Origin of the sequence: Nitratireductor sp. XY-223 (genome assembly GCF_004959855.1) — a bacterium.
Taxonomy (GTDB): domain Bacteria; phylum Pseudomonadota; class Alphaproteobacteria; order Rhizobiales; family Rhizobiaceae; genus Hoeflea_A.
The window spans coordinates 40580-60882 of sequence record NZ_SPNT01000006.1; the positions used below are offsets into that span (position 1 = coordinate 40580).

The window sequence follows — 20303 nt, forward strand, 5'->3', positions numbered from 1 at the left end:
GATGTCGAGAGTATCGCTGGAAAATGTCTGCAAGTCCTTCACTGCACTGGAGGTGATCAAATCAGTTTCGCTTACGGTGGAGGACGGCGAATTTTGCGTTTTCGTCGGACCGTCGGGCTGCGGGAAATCCACCTTGCTGCGCATGATAGCAGGGCTCGAAGGTGTGACTTCAGGCCGGATACTGATCGACGACGAAGATGTCACCGGGCTTGAGCCCTACGATCGTCATCTGTCCATGGTTTTTCAAAGCTATGCGCTCTATCCGCATCTTTCCGTCCGGCAAAACATCGCCTTTGCCCTGGAGACCGCAAAACAACCCAAGAATCTGATTGAACAGAAAGTCGCCGAGGCGGCGCGAATGCTGAAACTCGAAGAATACCTGGATCGCAGACCATCCGCATTGTCGGGTGGCCAACGCCAACGTGTTGCGATCGGACGGGCGATTGTACGAGAGCCCAAAGCCTTCCTGTTTGATGAACCCCTGTCCAATCTGGATGCCGCGCTGCGCGGCGAGACAAGAATTGAGATAGCGTCTCTTCACAAATCGTTGGGCGCCACCATGATTTATGTGACGCATGACCAAGTGGAGGCAATGACGCTTGCCGATCGCATTGTCGTGTTGAACAAGGGGCAGATCATGCAGGTCGGCAGTCCGCAGGAATTATACGAGCGTCCCGGCAACACGTTCGTCGCACAATTTCTCGGAAGCCCAAAAATGAATGTGATTGAAGCATCCGGCACCGGAAGAGGTGACATCAAGCTGCCCGGCAATAGATGCCTCGCGCTTTCTGAGGGCAACTCCGAAACCATCAGGCAGGTTGGAATTCGGCCCGAACAGATCGCAGTAACCGACGAGGCCGATGCGACGATCACGGGGACGGTCAAACTGCGGGAATACCATGGATCCGTGCTGAACCTTGTCGTCGACGCGGGACCGATCGGGGACCTCTCGGTCTTGGCGCCCAGTGTGTCCGGTTTGGCTGAGGGAAAGCGGATCGGCCTTGGATTTCCGACCGAAGCTCTTCATTTCTTCGATGCGCGCGGCCAGCGCGTTGAACTTGGCCCGGGTGCTCGAAGGTAACCACTGAGCCGGCCAGAAGGTCCGGTGTTGCTCATGTAACAAGAAATACCCTCAGCCGTGCAGCGGCTATTCCTGGAAATAGTCGGGTTTGCCCGTTGTCCAGGTCTCGCCCCAATGCTGGCTTCCGCCGGCGACATGGAACACTTCACCGGTGACATATCCGGCGGCTGGACCGCCGAGATAGGCGCAGGCTTCGGCGACCTCCCAGGGGCTGCCGGTGCGCATCATCGGATTGGACCGGTAATATTGTGCCCGCGCTTCCGGCGTATAGACCTTCCAGCCTTCGGTCTCGATGGCGCCGGGCGCAATACAGTTGACGCGGATATCGAGCGGTGCCCACTCGACGGCGAGATTCTGGCTCAGACCGATGACACCGGCGCGCGCGGCAACTGTGTGGGCGACGCCGTAGAGGCCGTGGCGTGTCACGACGACAATATTGACGATTGAGCCCGGCTGCTTGCTGTCGCGCCAGCGGCGTGCGGCCGCCTGCATCATGAACCAGGTGCCGTTCAGATTGGTGTCGATGACTGCGTTCCAGCCTTTCTCCGAAAAGTCGATGGCCGCTTGCGGGAACTGCCCGCCGGCACTGTTGACCAGCAGGTCGAGGCGCCCCTGCGTCTCCCAGACCTTGTCGAACAGGGCATCGACCGATTCGGGGCGGCGGATATCTACGACAATGCCGCTTGCGGCGATCTCGCGTTCCGCAAGCGCCGATACCAATGCGTCGATGCGGTCCCGTTTGCGGCCGGCAATGACAACCCGTGCGCCCAGGCGTCCAAGCAACCAGGCCGTTGCGCGGCCAATCCCGCCGGCGCCGCCGGAGACAAGGACGACGTGACCGGCAAAGGCATCGGGCGCATAGATCGTCGGACTGGTCGCCAGCGCATCGTCGTCGAGGCCGATTTGTTCCGACGAACCGGGCGCTCCGGTTTTGCTGTCGTTCGCCATGTCAAAGGACATCCTTCAGCAGTTCGCCGGCAATGATCATTTTCCGGACTTCCGTCGTTCCCGCGCCGATTTCCAGCAGCTTGTTGGAGCGGTAGAGCCGGTTGATCTCGGATTCCCAGATGTAACCCGCTCCGCCATGGACCTGCACCGCCTTGTCGAGAACCTGGTGACAGGCCTCAGCCGCGTACATGACCGATGCGGCCGTAAGCATGTGAATGTCGCCGCGGCCGCCTCCGCCGACTTCCAGCGGCGCGGCGGCGGCGAGCGTGCGGTAGGTGAAGGTGCGCATCGTCTCAACCGCCACATACATTTCGGCGATCATCGACTGCACCATCTGGAAGCTTCCGATCGGTTTGCCGAACTGTTTGCGGGTCTGGGCGTATTCGATCGACAGTTCCAGCGCGCGCTCGGCAACGCCGAGGCAAATCGGCGCGATCATGGAGCGTTCGAGATCGAGGCCGCTCATGACGATGGAAACGCCCCTGTTTTCCTCGCCGAGGCGGTTTTCCGCCGGAACACGGCAATCGTTGAAGACCAGCTCCGCCGTCTGGCTGCCGCGGTACCCCATTTTTTCGAGTTTCTGGGCGACCTCGAAGCCGGGAAAATCCTTTTCAACGATGAAGGCGGAAATGCCGTGCGCGCCGCGCTCCTTGTCGGTCTTGGCATAGACAAGCACGACATCGGCGACCGGACCGTTCGTGATGTAGATCTTCGTGCCGTTGAGCACATAATGATCGCCATCGCGGCGCGCGGTGGTGCGCATGGATCCCAGCGCATCGGAGCCGGCACCCGGTTCCGTCAGGCCAAGCGCGCCGATCTTGCGACCCGAGCACAGGTCAGGGAGGTATTTGCGGCGCTGTTCCTCATTGGCATTTCGATAGATGTTGTTGAGGCACAGGTTCTCATGTGCCACCCAACTGAGCGCCAGTGCATGGTTCCACCGCCCGAAGGCCTGGACCAGCAGGCCGGACGTGACGAGGTCCATGCCGACCCCGCCGTATTCCTCCGGCACGGTGATTCCGAAAAAGCCCGCGTCCCCCATCTTCGGGAAAATATCGTCCGGCCACCATTCCTCCGCATCCATCTTCTCCGAGAGGGGATAGAGCTCGTTGCGCGCATAGCGGTCGGCCTGGTCGAGGATCTCGCGCTGCTCGGCATTCAGATCAAAAGTTCCTCCGTCGTCGAAGTTGGCGAGATAGTCGGTCGCCGCGGCGCTGGTCATTGGCTTGTTCCTCCCTTTGAAGCCCATATTTTACCGCCGCAACTGTCCGCGTCGCAACCGGGCTTAATGAACGTGACTGGATATTAGTGAATTTAATTTACCTAGTCTAGAAGATATTTTTTCGGAAAATTTGGTAATTAAAATAACATAAAAACAGATGTTTAGTAGAAAAAATTGAATCCGCCTCAAAATTTTCACAGATTCTGCAAATTCGAAGTTGACAAAATAAGTGAGTCTAATTCATTTTAGGCGAAAGCGTGATTGACGGCCCCACGGCTGAAAGCGCGCAGGGAGGATCATTTGCAGAATGTCGTTCGGACCGCCCGGCAAGGCGGCGTGCTGACCATCACCATCAACCGGCCGGAGCGTCGCAATGCGCTCAACGAGGCGGTTGCGTCGGGCATAGCCGCGGCCCTGGATGCCGCGGAAGCTGATCGGCAGGTGCGCGCGGTGGTGCTGACGGGTGAGGGCGACAAGGCGTTTTGCGCCGGCGGCGACCTGCAGCTTAATGCCGACGGCACGCCGTTCACCATCTCAGCTGACGATCCGCGCCACTATGTCGCCCGGCTGTTTCGACGCATGCAGGCCTGCCGGCTGCCGATCATCGCCCGGGTCAACGGGCATGCCCTTGCCGGCGGCTTCGGTCTTGTCTGCGCATGCGATCTGGCGGTTGCGCGCGAGGACGCCCTGATCGGTGTGACGGAAGTCAAGGTCGGCCTGTTCCCGATGATGATCCTGCCATTGCTGCTGCGCGTCGTGCCCGAGCGCACGCTGATGGAGATGTGCCTGACCGGCGAGACGATGAACGCTGGCGAGGCGGCTCAGCAAAGACTGGTCAACTACGCGGTGCCGGCCGCCGAACTCGATGCGAAGCTGGACTGGCTGGTCGGGCGTGTGACGTCCAAGTCGCCGACCGGCATCCGGCTCGGCAAACAGTCGCTGGCCAAGATCCGCGAGATGAGTTTCGACGGCGCACTCGAATATGCGCAGTTCATGCTGGCCAATATGAGCCGCACATCCGATGCGCGCGAAGGCTTCGCGGCTTTTGCCGAGAAGCGCGCGCCCGAATGGACGGGGGAGTGAGCGCCATGGCGAAGACCGTCCGCATCGGTTGCGGTGCCGGCTTCTGGGGCGACACGCCGGAAGGTCCCGCCCAGCTCGTCAGGTCCGGCGGGATCGACTATCTCGTGCTCGACTATCTTGCCGAAATCACCATGTCGATCCTTGCCCGGATGAAGGCCAAAAGGTCCGATCTCGGCTACGCGACGGATTTCGTGGGCATGGTGGCCGCACCCCTGGCGAAGGAAATAGCCGAAAGAGGTGTCCGCGTTGTCACCAATGCCGGAGGGATCAATCCCGAGGCCTGCCGCGACGCGCTGCAAAAGGCCTTCGACGATGCCGGCGTCGCGTTGAAGGTCGCGGTTGTGCGGGGCGACGATCTGAGCGAAAGCATCGATCGGTTGCGGGCGCGGGACGTGCGGGAAATGTTCAACGGCAGGCCGCTTCCCGAAAAGCTCGCCAGCGTCAGCGCCTATCTCGGGGCGTTCCCGATTGCCCGGGCGCTTGACGAGGGAGCGGATATCGTCCTGACCGGCAGGGTCACGGATTCGGCGCTGGCGCTCGGACCGCTGATCCATGAATTCGGCTGGGGCGCGACAGACTACGACCGCCTCGCCGCCGGCAGCCTCGCAGGCCACGTTCTCGAATGCGGCACGCAGGCAACCGGCGGTATCTTCACCGATTGGCGCGAAGTCGAGGGCTGGGACCGGATGGGCTTCCCGGTTGCCGAGTGCCACGAAGACGGGAGCTTTGTTCTCACCAAGCCGGACGGAACGGGCGGTCTCGTCAGCCCGATGACGGTTGCGGAGCAGATCGTCTACGAGATCGGCGATCCGGCCGCCTATGTGCTTCCCGACGTCGTATGCGATTTTTCAGATGTCCGGCTCTCCCAAGCGGGTCGGAATAGGGTGCGCGTCCAAGGAGTCCGAGGGCGCGCACCCACTTCAACCTACAAGGTCAGCGCCACCTTCGCGGACGGCTACCGCGCCTCCGTGACGATGATGATCGCCGGCCATGAAGCCGTTGCCAAGGCGAAAGCGGTCGGATCGGCGATCCTGTCGCGCGCCCGCAGGCTTATGGCCGAGGCGGGATTTGCCGACTTTACCGAAACCTCGGTCGAAGTGCTCGGCGCGGAATCGACCTACGGCGCTGCCGGCCGCGCATCGGATGCGCGCGAGGTGATCCTCAAAATCGCTGTGCGGCACAATGACAAGGACGCGCTCAAGGTCTTCGCGCGGGAGATCTATCCGGCCGCGACTGCCATGGCGCAGGGCCTGACCGGGTTTGCCGGCGGCAGGCCCGATCCGCAGCCGGTGATACGCCTGTTCTCGTTCCTCGTTGATAAAGCCAATGTTCCGGTCGAAGTCGAAATCGGCGGCAGACGCGTCTCCGTTCCGGTGCCGGCCGGCACGCCCGACCGGGAAGAGGCGGTCTCCAATACCGCTTCCCCGAGCGATCCGCTGCCGAAGGGTGAAACCGTCACGGTGCCGCTTCTGGCGATTGCGCACGGGCGCAGCGGCGACAAGGGCGACATCGCCAATATCGGCATCCTCGCGCGGCGACCGGAATACCTGCCTGCCATTCGCGGCGCGCTGACCGCCGAAGCGGTGCGTGATTATTTTGCGCATATCGTCACCGGCCGGGTCGAACGCTTCGAATGGCCGGGCCTTCATGGCTTCAATTTCATGCTGCACGGCGGCCTTGGCGGCGGCGGAATCGCATCGTTGCGCCACGACCCGCAGGGCAAGACCTATGCGCAGATGCTGCTCGACATGACCGTTGATATCCCCGTCGCCTGGCTGGACTCGGACGCTTCCCTGGCCAAATGGTCGAAAAGCCAAAACCGCCAGGAGGAATACGCATGACAACAGCCACAGCCAAACGCAGCTTCGTTCGCCTGCCGCGCGAGCAGCGCATGCGCGAGATCGAGGCGGCAGCCCGCGAGGTCTTTTCGCAGCGCGGCTATGACGCTGCGTCCATGACCGACATCGCAAAACGGGCCGGTGTTTCCGAGGGCTCGATCTACAAGTTCTACACCAACAAGCGCGATCTGCTGCTGACGGTGATCCGCACCTGGTATCAAAGCATGATCGACGAGTTCATGGAAAAGCTGTCGGGCGTCGAGGGAACCCGGGCACAGCTTCAGACCGTTATCTGGCAGCACCTTAAATCGATCAAGGCCAATCCCGATTTGTGCCGCCTGTTCTTCTTGGAAGTCAGGAGTGCTGACGATTATTTCGACAGCGATCTCTTTCACCTCAACCGCGACTACACGCATGTCCTGATGGATATCATCCAGGGTGGCATCGACCGCGGCGAAATCCGCCCGGACATTTCAATCCCGCTCGTGCGCGACATGGTGTTCGGCGGCATCGAGCACCGCGTTTCGGGCTTTCTCGTCAACCGCGGTGATTTCGACCACGACGAAACCGCCAACCAGCTCACCGATATGGTGATGGCCGGCATGGCGGCGCCCGCGAAGACGCCGAACGGCCTCGAAGCATTGGTCGAGCGGCTGGAACGGGTCGCCGACCGTTTCGACGGGCCGGGGGGCGGAGAAGGCTGACCATGCTGACGCTCACCAATGTGCAGATCATGTACGACCGGGCGATCGAAGCCGTCCGCGATGTGTCGCTGACCGTTGATGGCGGGCGGATCGTTGCCCTGCTCGGGTCGAACGGCGCCGGCAAGTCGACGCTTTTGAAGGCGATTTCCAACGTCCTCTACCCGGAAGAGGGCGAAGTTCTGCACGGTGAGATCGCGCTGGATGGCAGGAATCTTTTGACCATGTCCGCCGATGCCATCGTTGCAAGCGGCATCGTTCAGGTTCCGGAGGGCCGCCGGCTGTTTCCGCTGATGACGGTTGAGGAAAACCTGACGATGGGCGGCTTCCTGAAATCGCGCGGCGATGTCTCCGCCGACCTCGATCGTGTCTACGCGATGTTCCCGCGCCTCAAGGAGCGGCGCAATTCGACGGCCGGCTATCTTTCCGGCGGCGAGCAGCAGATGGCCGCCATCGGCCGGGCCCTGCTTGCCAGGCCGAAGCTGCTGATGCTCGACGAGCCGTCGCTTGGCCTGGCGCCGCAGATCATCGACCAGATTTTCGAGACCATCGTCGCGCTGAACCGTGACGAGGAAATGTCCATTCTGCTCGTCGAACAGAATGCCTCGCTGGCGCTGCAGATCGCCCACTACGGTTACATCGTCGAAAACGGCCGCGTTGTCCTGGACGGTCCGGCCGAGCGCATTGCCGGCAACGAGGACGTCAAGGAGTTCTATCTCGGCTTTTCCGAGGCAGGTGCGCGCAAGAACTACCGCGAAGTCAAACATTACAAACGGCGCAAGAGGTGGCTGTCGTGAGTGCGCTTTTAGAACTCCGCAATGTCACCCGGCGCTTCGGTGGACTGACAGCCGTCGACAACGTGGCGTTCGACGTGCCCGAGGGTGCCATTTACAGCGTCATCGGGCCGAACGGCGCCGGAAAGACGACCCTGTTCAACCTGATCAGCGCGCTGTTCCAGCCCAACGAAGGTACGATCGAATTCGACGGCCATCAGATTCACCGGGCAAAGACCCACCAGCTTGTCGATTTCGGCATCGGGCGCACGTTCCAGAACCTTGCGATCTTCTCGCATGCGACAGTCGTTCAGAACCTGCTTGTCGGCCTGCACCACACACTGAAAGCCAATCCGCTGACGGCAGCGCTGTTCTGGGGCCCGGCGCAGCGCGAAGAGATCGCTGCAAGGAAGCGGGTCGAGGAGATCATCGACTTCCTGGAGATCGAGCATTTGCGCGACATGCCCGTCGGCCTCTTGTCCTACGGCCTTCAAAAACGGGTCGAGCTCGGCCGGGCGCTGGCGACCGGCCCGAAGATGCTTCTGCTCGACGAAATGGTGTCCGGCATGAACAGCGAGGAGACGGAGGACATCGCCCGTTTCATCCTCGACATTCGCGAAGAACTCGGCGTCACCGTCGTCATGGTCGAGCACGATATGGGCATCGTCATGGATATTTCCGACCGCATCGCGGTGCTCAATCACGGGGCGCTGATCGCCGAGGGAACCCCCGCCGAAATCTCGTCCGACGACGCTGTCGTGCAGGCCTATCTGGGGAAGAACTGACCATGTTGCGTGACGTGTCCTTCATGGAGAAATCGACGCTTCCGGGCCTGCTGCGGTTCTGGGCGGACCGGCACCCGGAAAGGCTTGCCTTCCGCGAAAAGGACCTCGGCATCTGGAACCGCTTCACCTTCCGCGACTATTACGAGAACACGAAGGACTTCGCCTACGGCCTCGTGGCGCTGGGTGCGAAGAAGGGCGATTTCCTGGCCGTTGCCAGCGAGGACACGCCCGAATGGATGTTCGCGGATCTCGCCGTCCAGGCCCTCGGCGGCGCCTGCATCGGGATCTATCCGACGAATCCGTGGCCGGAGCTGCGCTACATTCTCGAACATTCGCAAGCCCGTTTCGTCGTCTGCGGCGACCAGGAGCAGACAGACAAGGTCTTCGATGCGCTCAAGCATGGCGGCGAGCTTCCGCATCTGGAAAAGATCATCTGCGTCGACATGAAGGGCCTCAAGCACTATCCGCGCGACATGCTGATGAGCTTCGAGGAGGTGGCCGCGCTCGGCCGCTCCAGGCGCGAGGAATACGGATCGCTTTTCGAGGAATCCATCGATGCGCTCGATCCCGGCGGGACCGCCGTTGTGGTCTACACATCCGGAACCACGGGCATGCCCAAGGGCGCGATGCTTTCCCATCACGGCCTGATCTGGGGCGCCCTGCGGCTGTCGGAGCGCCACGGCATCGACGAGACGAACTGGGAGGTGCTGTGCTACCTGCCGCTTTGCCATGTGGCCGAGCGGCTGTGTTCGACCGTCATGCAGCTCGTCAACGGAACGCCGGTCAATTTCGCCGAATCGATCGATGCGGTGAACCAGAACCTGCGCGAGATTGCGCCGACCGGTTTTCTCGGCGTGCCGCGCATCTGGGAGAAGCTGCAATACGGGGTGATGATCCAGCTCAAGGACGCAACGCCCCTGCAGCAGCGTATCGTCAGGAAAAGCCTCGAAATCGGGCGGGCGATCGCCCGGCGCCAACTGGCGAATGGCGGGGAGCGAAAGTCGCTCAGCGACAGGCTGGCATTCGCAGCCCTGTGGGTGCTGTGCTTCCGTTCCCTGCAGAAATCGATGGGCCTCGATAGGGCGCGCACCATGCTGTGTGGAGGCGCATCGATTTCGCCGGAGGTGCTCGAGTTCTTCTGGGCACTCGGCCTCAGGGTCTACCAGGTCTACGGGATGACCGAACTTTCGGGCATATCGCACAGCCAGTATCCGGGCCACACGGCGCTCGGCCAGGCGGGGCCGCCGCTCGATACGTATGAGCAGAAGATCGCGAAGGACGGCGAGATCCTGGTACGTTCACAGGCGGTGTTTCCGGGCTATCTGCGCAATGAGGAAGCCACCGCGCAGGCTGTCCGGGACGGTTGGATGCGCACCGGAGACGTCGGTGAGATCGCCGAAGACGGCTCCATCATGATCACCGACCGCAAGAAGGACATCATCATCACGTCCGGCGGCAAGAACATCACACCGTCGCTGATCGAAAACCGTCTCAAGGACTCGATATTCATCCGCGAGGCGGTGCTGATCGGCGAGCGCCGCAACTTCCTGACTTCGCTCATCCAGATCGACTACGAGACGGTCGGCAAATGGGCGCAGGAACGCGGACTTCCCTACACGACCTTCAAGAGCCTCGCGGGTCTGCAGGAAGTCCGTGATCTCATCTCCGGCGAGGTCAATTCGGTCAATAACGAGTTCTCGCGTGTCGAAAATGTCCGCAAATTCTCTCTCCTCGACAAGGAGCTCGACCACGACGACGGCGAAGTGACCGCCACGATGAAGGTGCGCCGCTCGGTCATCGAGGAAAAATTCAAACCGCTGATCGAAGCGATGTACGGAGCCTGACCCATGGATCTCTTCCTGAACCTTGTCGCCTCCGGGCTGGTGATCGGATCGATCTACGGCATTATAGCCATAGCCTTTGCCGTCATCTTCAAGACCACCGGCGTCCTGAATTTCGCGCAGGGCGAGGTGATGATGCTCGTCGCCTATGTCAGCTGGAGCCTCGGCACCGAACTCAGCCTGTCCTTCCCAGTCCTCGTGATTGTCTCCATCGGCGTTGCCGCCCTGATCGGCATCATCGTCGAGCGGTTGTTCATAAGGCCGATGATCGGGCAGCCGATCTTCGCCATTGTCATGGTGACCATCGGGCTTGCCGTCATGTTGCGCAGCCTGATCGTTATCTTCTGGGGTGCGGATGCCGAACCGTTCAATGCGGCGATCGAGGGCGGGCTGGTCGAGATCGGGCCGGTCGTGCTGTTCACAGAGCAGCTCTTCGCCATCATCCTCTTCTTCGCGATCATGACGGCGGTGTTCCTGTTCTTCCGCTTTACACGCATCGGCATTGCCATGCGCGCCACGGCCATGGACGAGACAGCCGCGCTGCTGATGGGTGTCGATGTGCGGCGCATCTCTGCGCTCGCCTGGGCAATCGCGGCGGTCGTTTCGGGCCTCGCCGGCATCACCTTCGCGATCATGTTCTCACGCGCGCCCGATCTGTGGTTCCAGGGCCTGCGCGCCTTCCCGGCGACCATCCTGGGCGGACTCGACTCGCCGCTGGGCTCCGGATTCGGCGGCCTTATCATCGGTGTCATCGGAGACCTTTCGGAAGGCTATATCGGCCAGGGCCTGAAAGAGATCTCCGGCTTCATCGTCATCATCATTGTCCTCATGGTCAGGCCCTACGGCCTGTTCGGTGAAAAAGAGCTGGAGCGCGTGTGATGCGGACCCACCATTTCGTGGAAACCTACGAGAAACACATCGCCCTGTCGGACAATCCCGTCACGTGGTCATGGACAGGCCTGCTGCTTGTCGCGCTGGTGGTGTTTCCTTTCGCGACGAGCAATTACCTGATCGCGCTTGCCACCACGGTCGGCATTGCCGCAATCGGCGCCATCGGGCTCAACATTCTGACCGGCGTCACCGGACTGATCTCGCTGGGGCAGGCGGGTTTCCTTGCCGCCGGTTGCTACACCACCGCGCTGCTGATCGCCGACTATAATTGGCCGCCGGAGCTCGCGCTCATTGCCGCGGGCGTCGTTTCAGCGCTGCTCAGCCTTGTCGTCGGCGTGCCGTCGCTGCGGCTCAAGGGCCTTTATCTCGCCATAACGACCATGGCCTTTTCCTTCATCATCACGCATTTCCTGCTTTATGCGGAAAGCGTGACGCACGGGCCCTACGGCGTGCGCATCGAGGATCTGGGATTCCTCGGTCTCGATCTCGCTTCGCCCATCCAGCTCTATTTCCTGGTCCTTGCCGTCGCAGTCATTGCCGCCATCGCCGCGCTCAATATCCTGCGCACGCGGGTCGGCCGCGCCTTCACCGCCATCCGCGATCACGACATCGCGGCGCGCGTCATGGGCATCAGCCTTACCCAGTACAAGCTCTCGGCCTTCGTGATCTCGTCTTTTTTCGTCGGCATCGCCGGCGGGCTGATGGCTTTCCAGTTCCGCTTCATCAATGTCGACATCTTCAATCTTCTGCTGTCGGTCGAGGCGCTGGCGATGATCATCGTCGGCGGGCTTGGCTCCGTTGCCGGAGCGATCCTCGGGGCCGTCTTCATCGTGCTTTTGCCGGAAGCAACGCGCGAGGTCATCGACCTGCTGCCGACCGGCATAACCTCGATGCTGTCGACCTATATCTACGAAATCCGCGGCCTGCTCACCGGCCTTACCATCATCATCATGCTGCGCATCGAGCCGCATGGCCTGATCGGCCTGTGGCGCGACATCAAGCGCTACTGGACCCACTGGCCCCTGTCGGTCTGACACCGGGGCAAGAACAAACGGGTAAATGAAGGAGGAAGCACAATGAAAATCTCGAAACTCGGCGCATTATGCGCCCTGGCGATCTCGACGGCGCTCTCGCCTGCGATGGCGGAGGAGGGCATCACCGATACGGAGATTGTGATCGGCAATATCCTGCCGATGACCAGTTCGGCCGCGCTGGTCGGGCGGGCCGCGCATTTCGGCTCGGTCGTCGCCGCTGCCGAGGCCAATGCGGATGGCGGCGTCAACGGGCGCCAGGTCGTGATCCGCACCGAGGATGACGGCTATGTGCCGGCCCGCACGGTCCAGGGATTGCGCAAGCACATCGATGAAGGCGTTTTCGGCCTCATCGGAACCGGGGCGGGCGCCGGTACGGCAGCCATTTTGCCGATCCTTGAGGAAGAAGGCATTCCGGCCATCGTGTCATTCTCGCCGCTGCAGGCGGCGGTCGATCCGATCAAGCCGACGGTGTTCATGATCGGCGCGTCCTATCAGGACCTGCTGTTCGCGCAGCTCAAATACATCCATGAAAACCACAATCCGGACAACGCAAAGTACGGCGTCATCCGCCAGGACGACGATTTCGGCAAACAGGTCGAGGAGGCCTTCACCAGGGCCGTCGATGCCTTCGAGGTCGATGCGGCCGACCCGATCCGCTACAAGCGCGGGCAGAAGGACTTCGGCGCGGAAATCCTGAAGGTCCGGTCCAACGGCGTGAATGTGCTGATAGCCGGCGGCGTGACCACGGAAATTCCGACCATGTTGAAGGAGTCGAGCAAGTTCAAGCTGCCGCTCCAGGTCGCGACCGTTCCGACCTCGACCCTGCCGCCGATCATGAAACTGTCGGCGCCATACGGTTACTCCTATTACAGCGGCGACTACATCTCGCCGATGGGTTCGGAAGGCACGGCCCATTTCATGGAGGTGGCCAAAGCTAGCCTGAGCGAAGATGAGCTCAAGGCGCTGAACCGCTACGCGGTGACCGGCTACGTCGCAACCCGGATGATGATCGAGGCAATCCGCCGCTGTGGCGACAATCCGACCCGGGCCTGTGCCGTCGAGAAGCTGGAATCCGGTGAGGAATTCGATACCGCCGGCGTCACCCTGCCGCTGACCTTTGCCAAGGACCGGCATATTTCGGCGACGGCCGTGCGCGTTCTCGAGGTCGACCCGGTTGCCGGCTCGGTCACCCCGGTCACCGATTTCGCCCAGTACTGACAAATCGCGGCGGGCCGGGGTGCCGGCCCGCCTGTCTCCTGTAACCCGATGGTATTTCCATGCAATCGACACACGCGCCATTTTTCAAGGTCCTGATCGCCAATCGCGGTGAAATCGCCTGCCGCGTCATGGATACGCTCGGCGAAATGGGCATTGCGTCCGTTGCTGTCTTCCATCACAGCGAACACCGCGCGCGGTTTGTCCTGATGGCCGACGAATCCCATGAGATAACCGGAGAAACGCCTGTCGCTGCCTATCTCGACGGCAATCAGATTATCGAAATCGCACGCGCCACGGGAGCGCAGGCAATCCACCCGGGCTACGGCTTCCTTTCTGAAAACGCGGATTTTGCCAGGGCCGTGAGCGAGGCCGGACTCGTGTTTATCGGACCCGAACCCGGTTCGATCGAACTGATGGGCGACAAGATCACCTCACGTGAATTTGCGGAGGAACACGGAGTTCCGGTGGCGCCGTCCGTGCTGACGGACGGCGATCTCGGCACCTTTATCGAGCGTGCCTCGGCAATCGGATTTCCGCTTCTTATCAAAGCCTCCGCCGGCGGCGGCGGCAAGGGCATGAGTATCGTGAACAGCGCCGAGGAGCTTGAGGAAAACGCCCGTGTCGCAGCCAGCGAGGCCGAGCGCTATTTCGGCGATGCAACGATCTATGCCGAACGCTATGTCGAGCGGCCCCGCCATATCGAGGTTCAGGTGGTTGGCGATGGCGCCGGCAATGTCGTGCACCTCTTCGAGCGGGAGTGCTCGGTCCAGCGGCGCTTCCAGAAGATCATCGAGGAGGCGCCTTCCGCAGGCCTGCCGGAAGAACTGCGCGAACGCATATGCGCGGCGGCCGTGCGCCTGGCCTCGGCGGCGAATTACCGCAACGCCGGAACCGTGGAATTTATCCTTGCTCCCGATGGCGAATTCTATTTTCTCGAAATGAACACCCGCCTTCAGGTCGAGCATCCGGTATCGGAGATGATCACCGGCATTGACCTGGTCCGCATGCAGGTCGAGATCGCGAGCGGCAAGCCGCTTTCCGTCAGCCAGGCGGACATCCAGGTTGACGGCCACGCGATCGAGTGCCGTGTCTGTGCCGAGATCCCCGAGCGCGATTTCATACCGGCCACCGGCAAGGTGCTGGTGCTGGACCCGCCGGAGGCGCCGGATATCCGCTTCGAGAACGGGCTCGTCGAAGGACATAACGTCACGCTCAGCTTCGATTCCATGCTGGCGAAACTCGTCGTGCATGGCGGTGACCGTTCCAATGCGATTGACAATACGGTCAGGGCTCTGCGCGACACGGTCCTACTCGGTGTCGAAACCAATCTCGATTATCTGGCGCGTGTCGCGGATCACCCGGCGTTCCGTGAGGGCGCGCTCCACACCGGCTTTGTCGTCGAACACGCGGATGACCTTGCTGCCCCCGAGCCGGATGCTACGGACCGCAATGCAGCGTTGCTTGCAGCGGCCCTGGCCTTCCGCGAGTTCCGCACCCTCGCATTCGACGCGCCCGATCCTTATGCCGCAATGAACGGCTGGAGAAACTGAGGATGTCCTTGAAACTGACCATGGACGGGGCAGCGTTTGACCTGGATATCGTCAATCTGCGCCCCGAATTGGGCGTTGAAATCGACGGCCAGGAAAGTGTCGTTATTGACCATGGAACGCGGGACGGCGTGCGGACCGTCGTCATCGACGGCCGGCAATTCGAATTCAGGCAGGCACGCGATGGCAACCGCGTCTTCCTGCGTCTTGGCGGGCGCAACTGGGTGATCGACCTCGTCGATCCGCGCGACGCCGCGCTGGAAGGCGGCAGCGCCGCCGACGAAATCCGCGCACCGATGCCGGGCGCCATTATCAGCTTGCACAAGGAGGTTGGTGCCACCGTCAAACACGGCGAAACAGTCCTGACGATCGAGAGCATGAAGCTGCAGACGAACCTGGTCTCGCCGCGGGACGGCATCATCGCATCGCTGCTGAAATCCGTGGATGAGACGTTCGAAAAGGACGAGGTGATAGCCACCCTGGAAACGGAGGCATCGGATGCGTAGGATCCAGTCGGCAATCAACACCGCAGGCCCCGATTTCCGCCGCAATCAGGATCATTACAGGCGCCTGGTCGCCGAATTGCAGGAAAAGCAGGAAAAGGCCCGTCGGTCGCGTCCGGAGCGCGATGTTGCGCGGCTTGAGCGGCAGGGAAAGATGCTGCCGCGTGACCGGGTGGAAAAACTGCTCGACCCAGGAACGCCGTTCCTGGAGCTTTCGACGCTTGCCGCCAATATGGATTATGACGGTGAATCGCCCGGCGCCAGCATCATCACCGGCATCGGCATCGTCTCAGGCCGAGAGGTGATGATCCATGCCGATGATTCGTCGGTCAAGGGCGGTGCCTGGTATCCGCTGTCGGTGAAGAAGATCATTCGGTGCCTGGACATCGCGCTCGAAAACCACCTCCCGGTCATCCATCTTTGCGATTCCGCCGGCGGGTTCCTGCCGCTTCAGTCCGAGGTGTTTCCAGACCGCCACATGGCCGGGCGGATATTCCGCAACCAGTGCCTTTTGTCGAAAGCCGGTATCAAGCAGCTTTCGCTGGTTTTCGGCCAGTGCACGGCGGGCGGCGCCTATATTCCGGGCCTGTCGGACTACAATGTCATCGTGCGCGGTACCGGGGCCGTCTTTCTCGGTGGGCCGCCGCTCGTCAAGGCGGCGACCGGCGAGGAAGTCGGCGTCGAGGAACTCGGCGGTGCGGACATGCACACCAGCGTCAGCGGCACCTGCGATTATCCGGCAGCGTCGGAGGAGGAGGCGATCGCCATCGGACGGGAAATCGTCGCGCAATGGGACCGGCCGCAGAAATGGCCCTGCCAGCGAGAGGAGCCGGCCGATCCCTATTACGACCCGGAAGAGCTCTACGGAATATTGCCGGACGACATCAAGAAGGGCTTCGACATCCGCGAGGTGATCGCCCGCATCGTCGACGGCAGTCGGTTCCACGAATACCAGCCGAATTACGGCACGACGCTGGTCTGCGGCTTTGCCAATATCTGGGGCTGGAAGGTCGGCATACTCGGCAACAACGGCGTTCTCTTCAACGATTCCTCGCTGAAGGGCGCCCATTTCATGGAATTGTGCAACCAGAACAACACGCCGCTCGTCTTCCTTCAGAACATTACCGGTTACATGATCGGCCAGGCCTATGAGCGGCGTGGCATCACCAAGGACGGCGCCAAGATGATCATGGCGCAGACCTGTTCGCGGGTTCCGAAATTCACGGTCATGTGCCACGGCTCGTTCGGCGCCGGCAATTACGGCATGTGCGGCCGGGCCTTCGACGGGCGGTTCCTGTTCGGCTGGCCCGGCCACCAGATCGGCGTGATGGGCGGCGAGCAGGCGACCAATACGCTTGCAGACGTCAAGATCGCCCAGATGCAGCGCAACGGCGAGGCGATCGATCCGGCAGTGATCGAGGAGTTGCGCGAGACGACGCAGGCGGCGTATCTCGAGCAGCTCTCGGCCTATTACTCCACATCGCAAATCTGGGACGACGGAATTCTCGATCCGGTCGACACGCGCAACGCGCTCGGCATGGCGATCACCAGTTCGCTGAACGCGCCGCTCGGCGATCCGGGTTACGGCATTTTCAGGTTCTGACGGGAGGCGATCAGATCCATGGCCGGACCGATCGAGATCTTCTTCGACTTCGCTTCCCCTTATGCCTATTTCGGCATTGGCCGGCTGGGTTCGCTTGCCGAACGGCACGGTCGCAAGGCAAGCCTTCATCCCATCCTGCTTTGGGCCGTGCGCAAATCGCTCGGAATGGCATCGCCAATGGATGATGCCGCGAAGTTCGACTACCTCAAGAGGGACATGGAGCGCTCTTCCCGGTTCTATGATCTGCCGTATCGCATGCCCGACGCGTTTCCGATCTCGACGCATCTGGCGGCCCGCATCTTCTACGCGCTGGAAGCAACCGATCCGCTTAAGTCGGGCCCGTTCGTGCGCTCGGTGTTCGACGCCTATTTCAACGCCAACCAGGATATCTCCGATGCCGCGGTGCTGACCAGGATCGGCGAAAAATACGGCCTCGGCCGAAAACAGCTCAGGGCAATGATGAACAATGACGGAGCCAGGGCGGCGCTGACGTCGGCCAACGAGAATGCCGCCGCCAGGGGTGTTTGGGGCTCGCCCTATGTGTTCGTCGACGGCGAGGCCTTCTTCGGCATTGACCGGCTTCCGCAGATCGAGTGGCACCTGGCAGGCGCCAACGGAACCGTTTCACAGGAGCACAGACCATGACGTTTGAGGATATTTCGCTGGACATCGACGGCGCTGTCGCGACGATCACGGTTCGCCGGCCGGACAAGCTGAATGCCCTCCTTAACCGAACAGCCGACGAGCTGTGCGCTGTTCTTTCTCAACTCGAAGACAATCCGGAAATACGTGTCGCCCTGCTGACGGGCGAAGGGAGGGCGTTCGGCGCCGGCTACGATCTTTCCACCGTGGGCGAGGCCGGTTCACGCGAACTGGACCGCGTCATCGAAAATCACTTCAACCCGCTGATACGGGCCCTGCGCTCGTCGCGCCTGCCGATCATCGCCGCCGTCAACGGCCCCTGTGCCGGCGTTTCCGTCGGCATCGCGCTTGCCTGCGATATCGTAATGGCGGCGGATACGGCTTATTTCTACGAGCCGTTTGCGGGCATTGCGCTGGTGCCCGACGGCGGCAACACCTTCTTCCTTCCCAAAATCGCCGGTCGCATGCGCGCGACGGCCGCAATGCTGCTCGGGGAGCGGATTTCAGCGGATGAAGCGCTCTCATGGGGCCTTGTCTGGGAAGTGCACGATGCCGGAAGTCTCATGAAGGCGGCCAGAAACGCGGCAGAGCGCATAGCAGGATTATCGCCAAACGCCGTGGCTGCGACCAAGCGCCTTGTCAGCGCAGCCTCCGAAAAGGATCTCCACGCACAGCTCGATCTCGAACGGGACGTTCAGGGAGACCTCGGTCGCAGTCCCGAGATGCATGAGGCCATTTCTACTTTTCTTGGAGGCCGTTAGAGCGGCCGAGGATTGCTCCACACCGGCATCATTCATCCCCGAGCGCAAGGTCGATGATCCTTGCGGTGTGGGAATGGTTCAACAATCCGCCCCCTTCGGTTTCCTCCACGAGCGTCAGGCAATGGGCATTGTCGCCGACGAATTCGCGGACACCTGCGATCGGGACATTGGGGTCATGCACCCCGTGGTAAACGGTGACCGGCGTTCGCAGCGCCCGCAGTTCCGCAGACCAGTTCTGGAACCCGTCCACCATTTCCTGAACACCCGCGCCAAGGCCCTGTTGCGTCACCTGGTGAACGCCGGCCCGAATGCAGGCCACCGCGTCCGGGTCATCGAGAGCCGCGCAATCGGATTCCGAATTCTGATACATCCTCTTCAGGAAGGACGCGCCGTGTGACCGGGTGAGCAGGCTGTTGCCCGTTCCCAATATGAGCATGGCCACCGGATAGGACACGATAGAGGCGCTCATCAGGGCGGTCGTCCATTTTGAGACGACGCTCTTGCCTTCTATGTATTCGCGCGGGATCAAACCGTTGACGACAATCCCGCGGTCGATGCGGTCCGGCAATTGCGCCGCCAGGTTATAGAACGGCCGCCCCGCCGACGCGCGGGCGACGCACGGGCAGTTCGGAATCTCGAGACTGTCGAGGATGGCCCGGACATCGCCTGCCAGGCAGCTATACAGGTCCTGATCCTGCGCCGGTGGGCTGGTGCCGCCAAATCCCGGGCGCATCAGGCTGACGAACAGGACGCCGCGGTCCCGCAACAGGTCTTCGATCTCGGGGGTCACACCGTGACCGAACAGGCTGGGCAGGTTGAGGACGGGCCGCCCCTCCTCGTCGCCGCTCAGGGTCAGTTCCACAACACGGCCATTGGGGCGCGGCAGTGTCATCGTCCGGCTCACCTTCCGGCCGCCGCCCTGACGGGTCTCCACCGGATTTCCGATCAGCGAAAACAGGCTGAACGACAGCCGAAACAGCTCTGTCTGCGACGCGCAGCCGGATTTTTCCAGGATCCGCTGAAACTGGTTGCGTATGGTCACATAGGATCTTCCGCGTTGCGTGGCGATGTCGCGCAAGGCGCGCCCTTCCAGAAACGCTTCCGCTATTTCCGCTTCTGCGGACGTGAAATTGAATTTGTTGGCCATGATCGCGACCGTGGACTGGACGTCGGGCGGAACGATAAAAAGAACAAGAAAGAGGGGATCGTCTTCGCCGTCCGCGTCGATTCTTGATATCGCCAGAACGACCGGGGCGCCGGAGCGGCTGTCCTCCGCCTGAACCAGATGAAAGGTCGATCGCCGGTCCTTTTCCTTTTTCTGCAACAGCGTTCCAACGGCGCTGTCGCCTTCGAACGTGATTCCGCAAGTCGACAGGCTGCGGCCGGGTGTCAGGTTTTGGGATCGGCCCGCAAATGCATTGACCTGTTTGATCATGCCTGCACCGGTCACAAGTGCGGCACCGCATTCGTGCTGCGCCAGGTCGCCGGCGGACAAGGTGTGACCGGTTTCCAGGAAGCTGTGAACGGCGTAGGTGGCATAGCGTTCGAAATCCGCAAACCCCTGGAGATCGGGCAGTTCGTCCGTGTCGTTCTCGTCAATCAGCGTCTGCCAGGCTTCCAGGAACGCGCTGTAGTCGTCCAGGTTGCGCATCGCCAGATCGTGTTTGTGTAGCAGGTCGGCCTGCTTCGGCGACAGGCCCTTGGGCGACTTCATGCAACCTCGCGGGTTTCTCAATGTATTTAGCAAGTTAGCGCAAGAATATGCGGTTCATAGTACACATGCATCATGACAGGTGCAAGAAACGCCCCTATAGCCAATCGCGATAGTTGCA

At 61.5% G+C, this 20303-nt stretch carries 18 protein-coding genes; 15 read left to right on the forward strand and 3 right to left on the reverse strand.

What is annotated here, in order from left to right; all coding sequences use genetic code 11:
• Window position 1: 1 nt before the first annotated feature.
• On the forward strand, window positions 2–1081 hold the full coding sequence (locus E4M07_RS19405) for an ABC transporter ATP-binding protein (RefSeq protein WP_136660056.1): 1080 nt from the start codon (window positions 2–4) through the stop codon (window positions 1079–1081).
• A 66-nt stretch (window positions 1082–1147) separates the two neighbouring features.
• Here the strand turns inward: E4M07_RS19405 and E4M07_RS19410 are convergent, their stop codons facing one another.
• A complete protein-coding gene (locus tag E4M07_RS19410; RefSeq protein WP_136660057.1) occupies window positions 1148–2029 on the reverse strand; it encodes an SDR family oxidoreductase in 882 nt (293 codons plus the stop codon).
• 1 nt (window position 2030) lies between these two features.
• Complete coding sequence (locus tag E4M07_RS19415) at window positions 2031–3251, reverse strand: acyl-CoA dehydrogenase family protein (protein WP_136660058.1); 1221 nt, start codon at window positions 3249–3251, stop codon at window positions 2031–2033.
• Between the two features lie 300 nt (window positions 3252–3551).
• Between E4M07_RS19415 and E4M07_RS19420 the strand changes: the two genes are divergently transcribed.
• Genes E4M07_RS19420 through E4M07_RS19485 form a run of 14 tightly spaced genes read left to right on the forward strand, consistent with a single transcriptional unit; the run spans window position 3552 to window position 18471 of the window.
• Window positions 3552–4334, forward strand: coding sequence for an enoyl-CoA hydratase-related protein (locus E4M07_RS19420; protein WP_136660059.1), 783 nt, complete (start codon window positions 3552–3554; stop codon window positions 4332–4334).
• Between the two features lie 5 nt (window positions 4335–4339).
• A complete protein-coding gene (locus E4M07_RS19425; protein ID WP_136660060.1) occupies window positions 4340–6175 on the forward strand; it encodes an acyclic terpene utilization AtuA family protein in 1836 nt (611 codons plus the stop codon).
• The gene (locus E4M07_RS19430; RefSeq protein WP_169054294.1) at window positions 6172–6876 is read left to right on the forward strand and encodes a TetR/AcrR family transcriptional regulator; all 705 of its coding nucleotides are present in this window, start codon (window positions 6172–6174) and stop codon (window positions 6874–6876) included. The genes E4M07_RS19425 and E4M07_RS19430 overlap by 4 nt, the downstream gene beginning before the upstream one ends.
• 2 nt (window positions 6877–6878) lie before the next feature.
• Entirely contained in the window at window positions 6879–7670 is a 792-nt protein-coding gene (locus E4M07_RS19435) for an ABC transporter ATP-binding protein (protein ID WP_136660062.1), read from the forward strand.
• Window positions 7667–8431 carry an ABC transporter ATP-binding protein gene (locus E4M07_RS19440; RefSeq protein WP_136660063.1) on the forward strand — a complete coding sequence of 255 codons (765 nt, stop codon included), beginning with the start codon at window positions 7667–7669 and terminating at the stop codon, window positions 8429–8431. The genes E4M07_RS19435 and E4M07_RS19440 overlap by 4 nt, the downstream gene beginning before the upstream one ends.
• A gap of 2 nt (window positions 8432–8433) precedes the next feature.
• On the forward strand, window positions 8434–10275 hold the full coding sequence (locus tag E4M07_RS19445) for an AMP-binding protein (RefSeq protein WP_136660064.1): 1842 nt from the start codon (window positions 8434–8436) through the stop codon (window positions 10273–10275).
• A gap of 3 nt (window positions 10276–10278) precedes the next feature.
• A complete protein-coding gene (locus E4M07_RS19450; protein WP_136660065.1) occupies window positions 10279–11151 on the forward strand; it encodes a branched-chain amino acid ABC transporter permease in 873 nt (290 codons plus the stop codon).
• A complete protein-coding gene (locus E4M07_RS19455; protein WP_136660066.1) occupies window positions 11151–12197 on the forward strand; it encodes a branched-chain amino acid ABC transporter permease in 1047 nt (348 codons plus the stop codon). The genes E4M07_RS19450 and E4M07_RS19455 overlap by 1 nt, the downstream gene beginning before the upstream one ends.
• A 42-nt stretch (window positions 12198–12239) precedes the next feature.
• The gene (locus E4M07_RS19460) at window positions 12240–13415 is read left to right on the forward strand and encodes an ABC transporter substrate-binding protein (protein WP_136660067.1); all 1176 of its coding nucleotides are present in this window, start codon (window positions 12240–12242) and stop codon (window positions 13413–13415) included.
• 59 nt (window positions 13416–13474) lie between these two features.
• Entirely contained in the window at window positions 13475–14965 is a 1491-nt protein-coding gene (locus E4M07_RS19465; RefSeq protein WP_136660068.1) for a biotin carboxylase N-terminal domain-containing protein, read from the forward strand.
• Window positions 14966–14967: 2 nt separating this feature from the next.
• Window positions 14968–15468 carry a biotin/lipoyl-containing protein gene (locus E4M07_RS19470; protein ID WP_136660069.1) on the forward strand — a complete coding sequence of 167 codons (501 nt, stop codon included), beginning with the start codon at window positions 14968–14970 and terminating at the stop codon, window positions 15466–15468.
• Window positions 15461–17068, forward strand: coding sequence for a carboxyl transferase domain-containing protein (locus tag E4M07_RS19475; protein WP_136660070.1), 1608 nt, complete (start codon window positions 15461–15463; stop codon window positions 17066–17068). The genes E4M07_RS19470 and E4M07_RS19475 overlap by 8 nt, the downstream gene beginning before the upstream one ends.
• 18 nt (window positions 17069–17086) lie before the next feature.
• The gene (locus tag E4M07_RS19480; RefSeq protein ID WP_136660071.1) at window positions 17087–17713 is read left to right on the forward strand and encodes a 2-hydroxychromene-2-carboxylate isomerase; all 627 of its coding nucleotides are present in this window, start codon (window positions 17087–17089) and stop codon (window positions 17711–17713) included.
• Complete coding sequence (locus E4M07_RS19485; RefSeq protein WP_136660072.1) at window positions 17710–18471, forward strand: enoyl-CoA hydratase-related protein; 762 nt, start codon at window positions 17710–17712, stop codon at window positions 18469–18471. The genes E4M07_RS19480 and E4M07_RS19485 overlap by 4 nt, the downstream gene beginning before the upstream one ends.
• Window positions 18472–18499: 28 nt before the next feature.
• On the opposite strand, the gene E4M07_RS19490 is transcribed toward E4M07_RS19485, so the two are convergent.
• Window positions 18500–20185, reverse strand: coding sequence for an alpha/beta hydrolase (locus E4M07_RS19490; protein WP_136660073.1), 1686 nt, complete (start codon window positions 20183–20185; stop codon window positions 18500–18502).
• Between the last annotated feature and the right edge of the window lie 118 nt (window positions 20186–20303).

What these genes read in the sequence shown, in the direction of transcription:
- E4M07_RS19405 (WP_136660056.1), top strand. Translation starts at nt 2, where the DNA reads ATGTCGAGAGTATCGCTGGAAAATGTCTGCAAGTCCTTCACTGCACTG.
- E4M07_RS19410 (WP_136660057.1), bottom strand. Translation starts at nt 2,029, where the DNA reads ATGGCGAACGACAGCAAAACCGGAGCGCCCGGTTCGTCGGAACAAATC.
- E4M07_RS19415 (WP_136660058.1), bottom strand. Translation starts at nt 3,251, where the DNA reads ATGACCAGCGCCGCGGCGACCGACTATCTCGCCAACTTCGACGACGGA.
- E4M07_RS19425 (WP_136660060.1), top strand. Translation starts at nt 4,340, where the DNA reads ATGGCGAAGACCGTCCGCATCGGTTGCGGTGCCGGCTTCTGGGGCGAC.
- E4M07_RS19430 (WP_169054294.1), top strand. Translation starts at nt 6,172, where the DNA reads ATGACAACAGCCACAGCCAAACGCAGCTTCGTTCGCCTGCCGCGCGAG.
- E4M07_RS19435 (WP_136660062.1), top strand. Translation starts at nt 6,879, where the DNA reads ATGCTGACGCTCACCAATGTGCAGATCATGTACGACCGGGCGATCGAA.
- E4M07_RS19445 (WP_136660064.1), top strand. Translation starts at nt 8,434, where the DNA reads ATGTTGCGTGACGTGTCCTTCATGGAGAAATCGACGCTTCCGGGCCTG.
- E4M07_RS19450 (WP_136660065.1), top strand. Translation starts at nt 10,279, where the DNA reads ATGGATCTCTTCCTGAACCTTGTCGCCTCCGGGCTGGTGATCGGATCG.
- E4M07_RS19455 (WP_136660066.1), top strand. Translation starts at nt 11,151, where the DNA reads ATGCGGACCCACCATTTCGTGGAAACCTACGAGAAACACATCGCCCTG.
- E4M07_RS19460 (WP_136660067.1), top strand. Translation starts at nt 12,240, where the DNA reads ATGAAAATCTCGAAACTCGGCGCATTATGCGCCCTGGCGATCTCGACG.
- E4M07_RS19465 (WP_136660068.1), top strand. Translation starts at nt 13,475, where the DNA reads ATGCAATCGACACACGCGCCATTTTTCAAGGTCCTGATCGCCAATCGC.
- E4M07_RS19470 (WP_136660069.1), top strand. Translation starts at nt 14,968, where the DNA reads ATGTCCTTGAAACTGACCATGGACGGGGCAGCGTTTGACCTGGATATC.
- E4M07_RS19475 (WP_136660070.1), top strand. Translation starts at nt 15,461, where the DNA reads ATGCGTAGGATCCAGTCGGCAATCAACACCGCAGGCCCCGATTTCCGC.
- E4M07_RS19480 (WP_136660071.1), top strand. Translation starts at nt 17,087, where the DNA reads ATGGCCGGACCGATCGAGATCTTCTTCGACTTCGCTTCCCCTTATGCC.
- E4M07_RS19485 (WP_136660072.1), top strand. Translation starts at nt 17,710, where the DNA reads ATGACGTTTGAGGATATTTCGCTGGACATCGACGGCGCTGTCGCGACG.
- E4M07_RS19490 (WP_136660073.1), bottom strand. Translation starts at nt 20,185, where the DNA reads ATGAAGTCGCCCAAGGGCCTGTCGCCGAAGCAGGCCGACCTGCTACAC.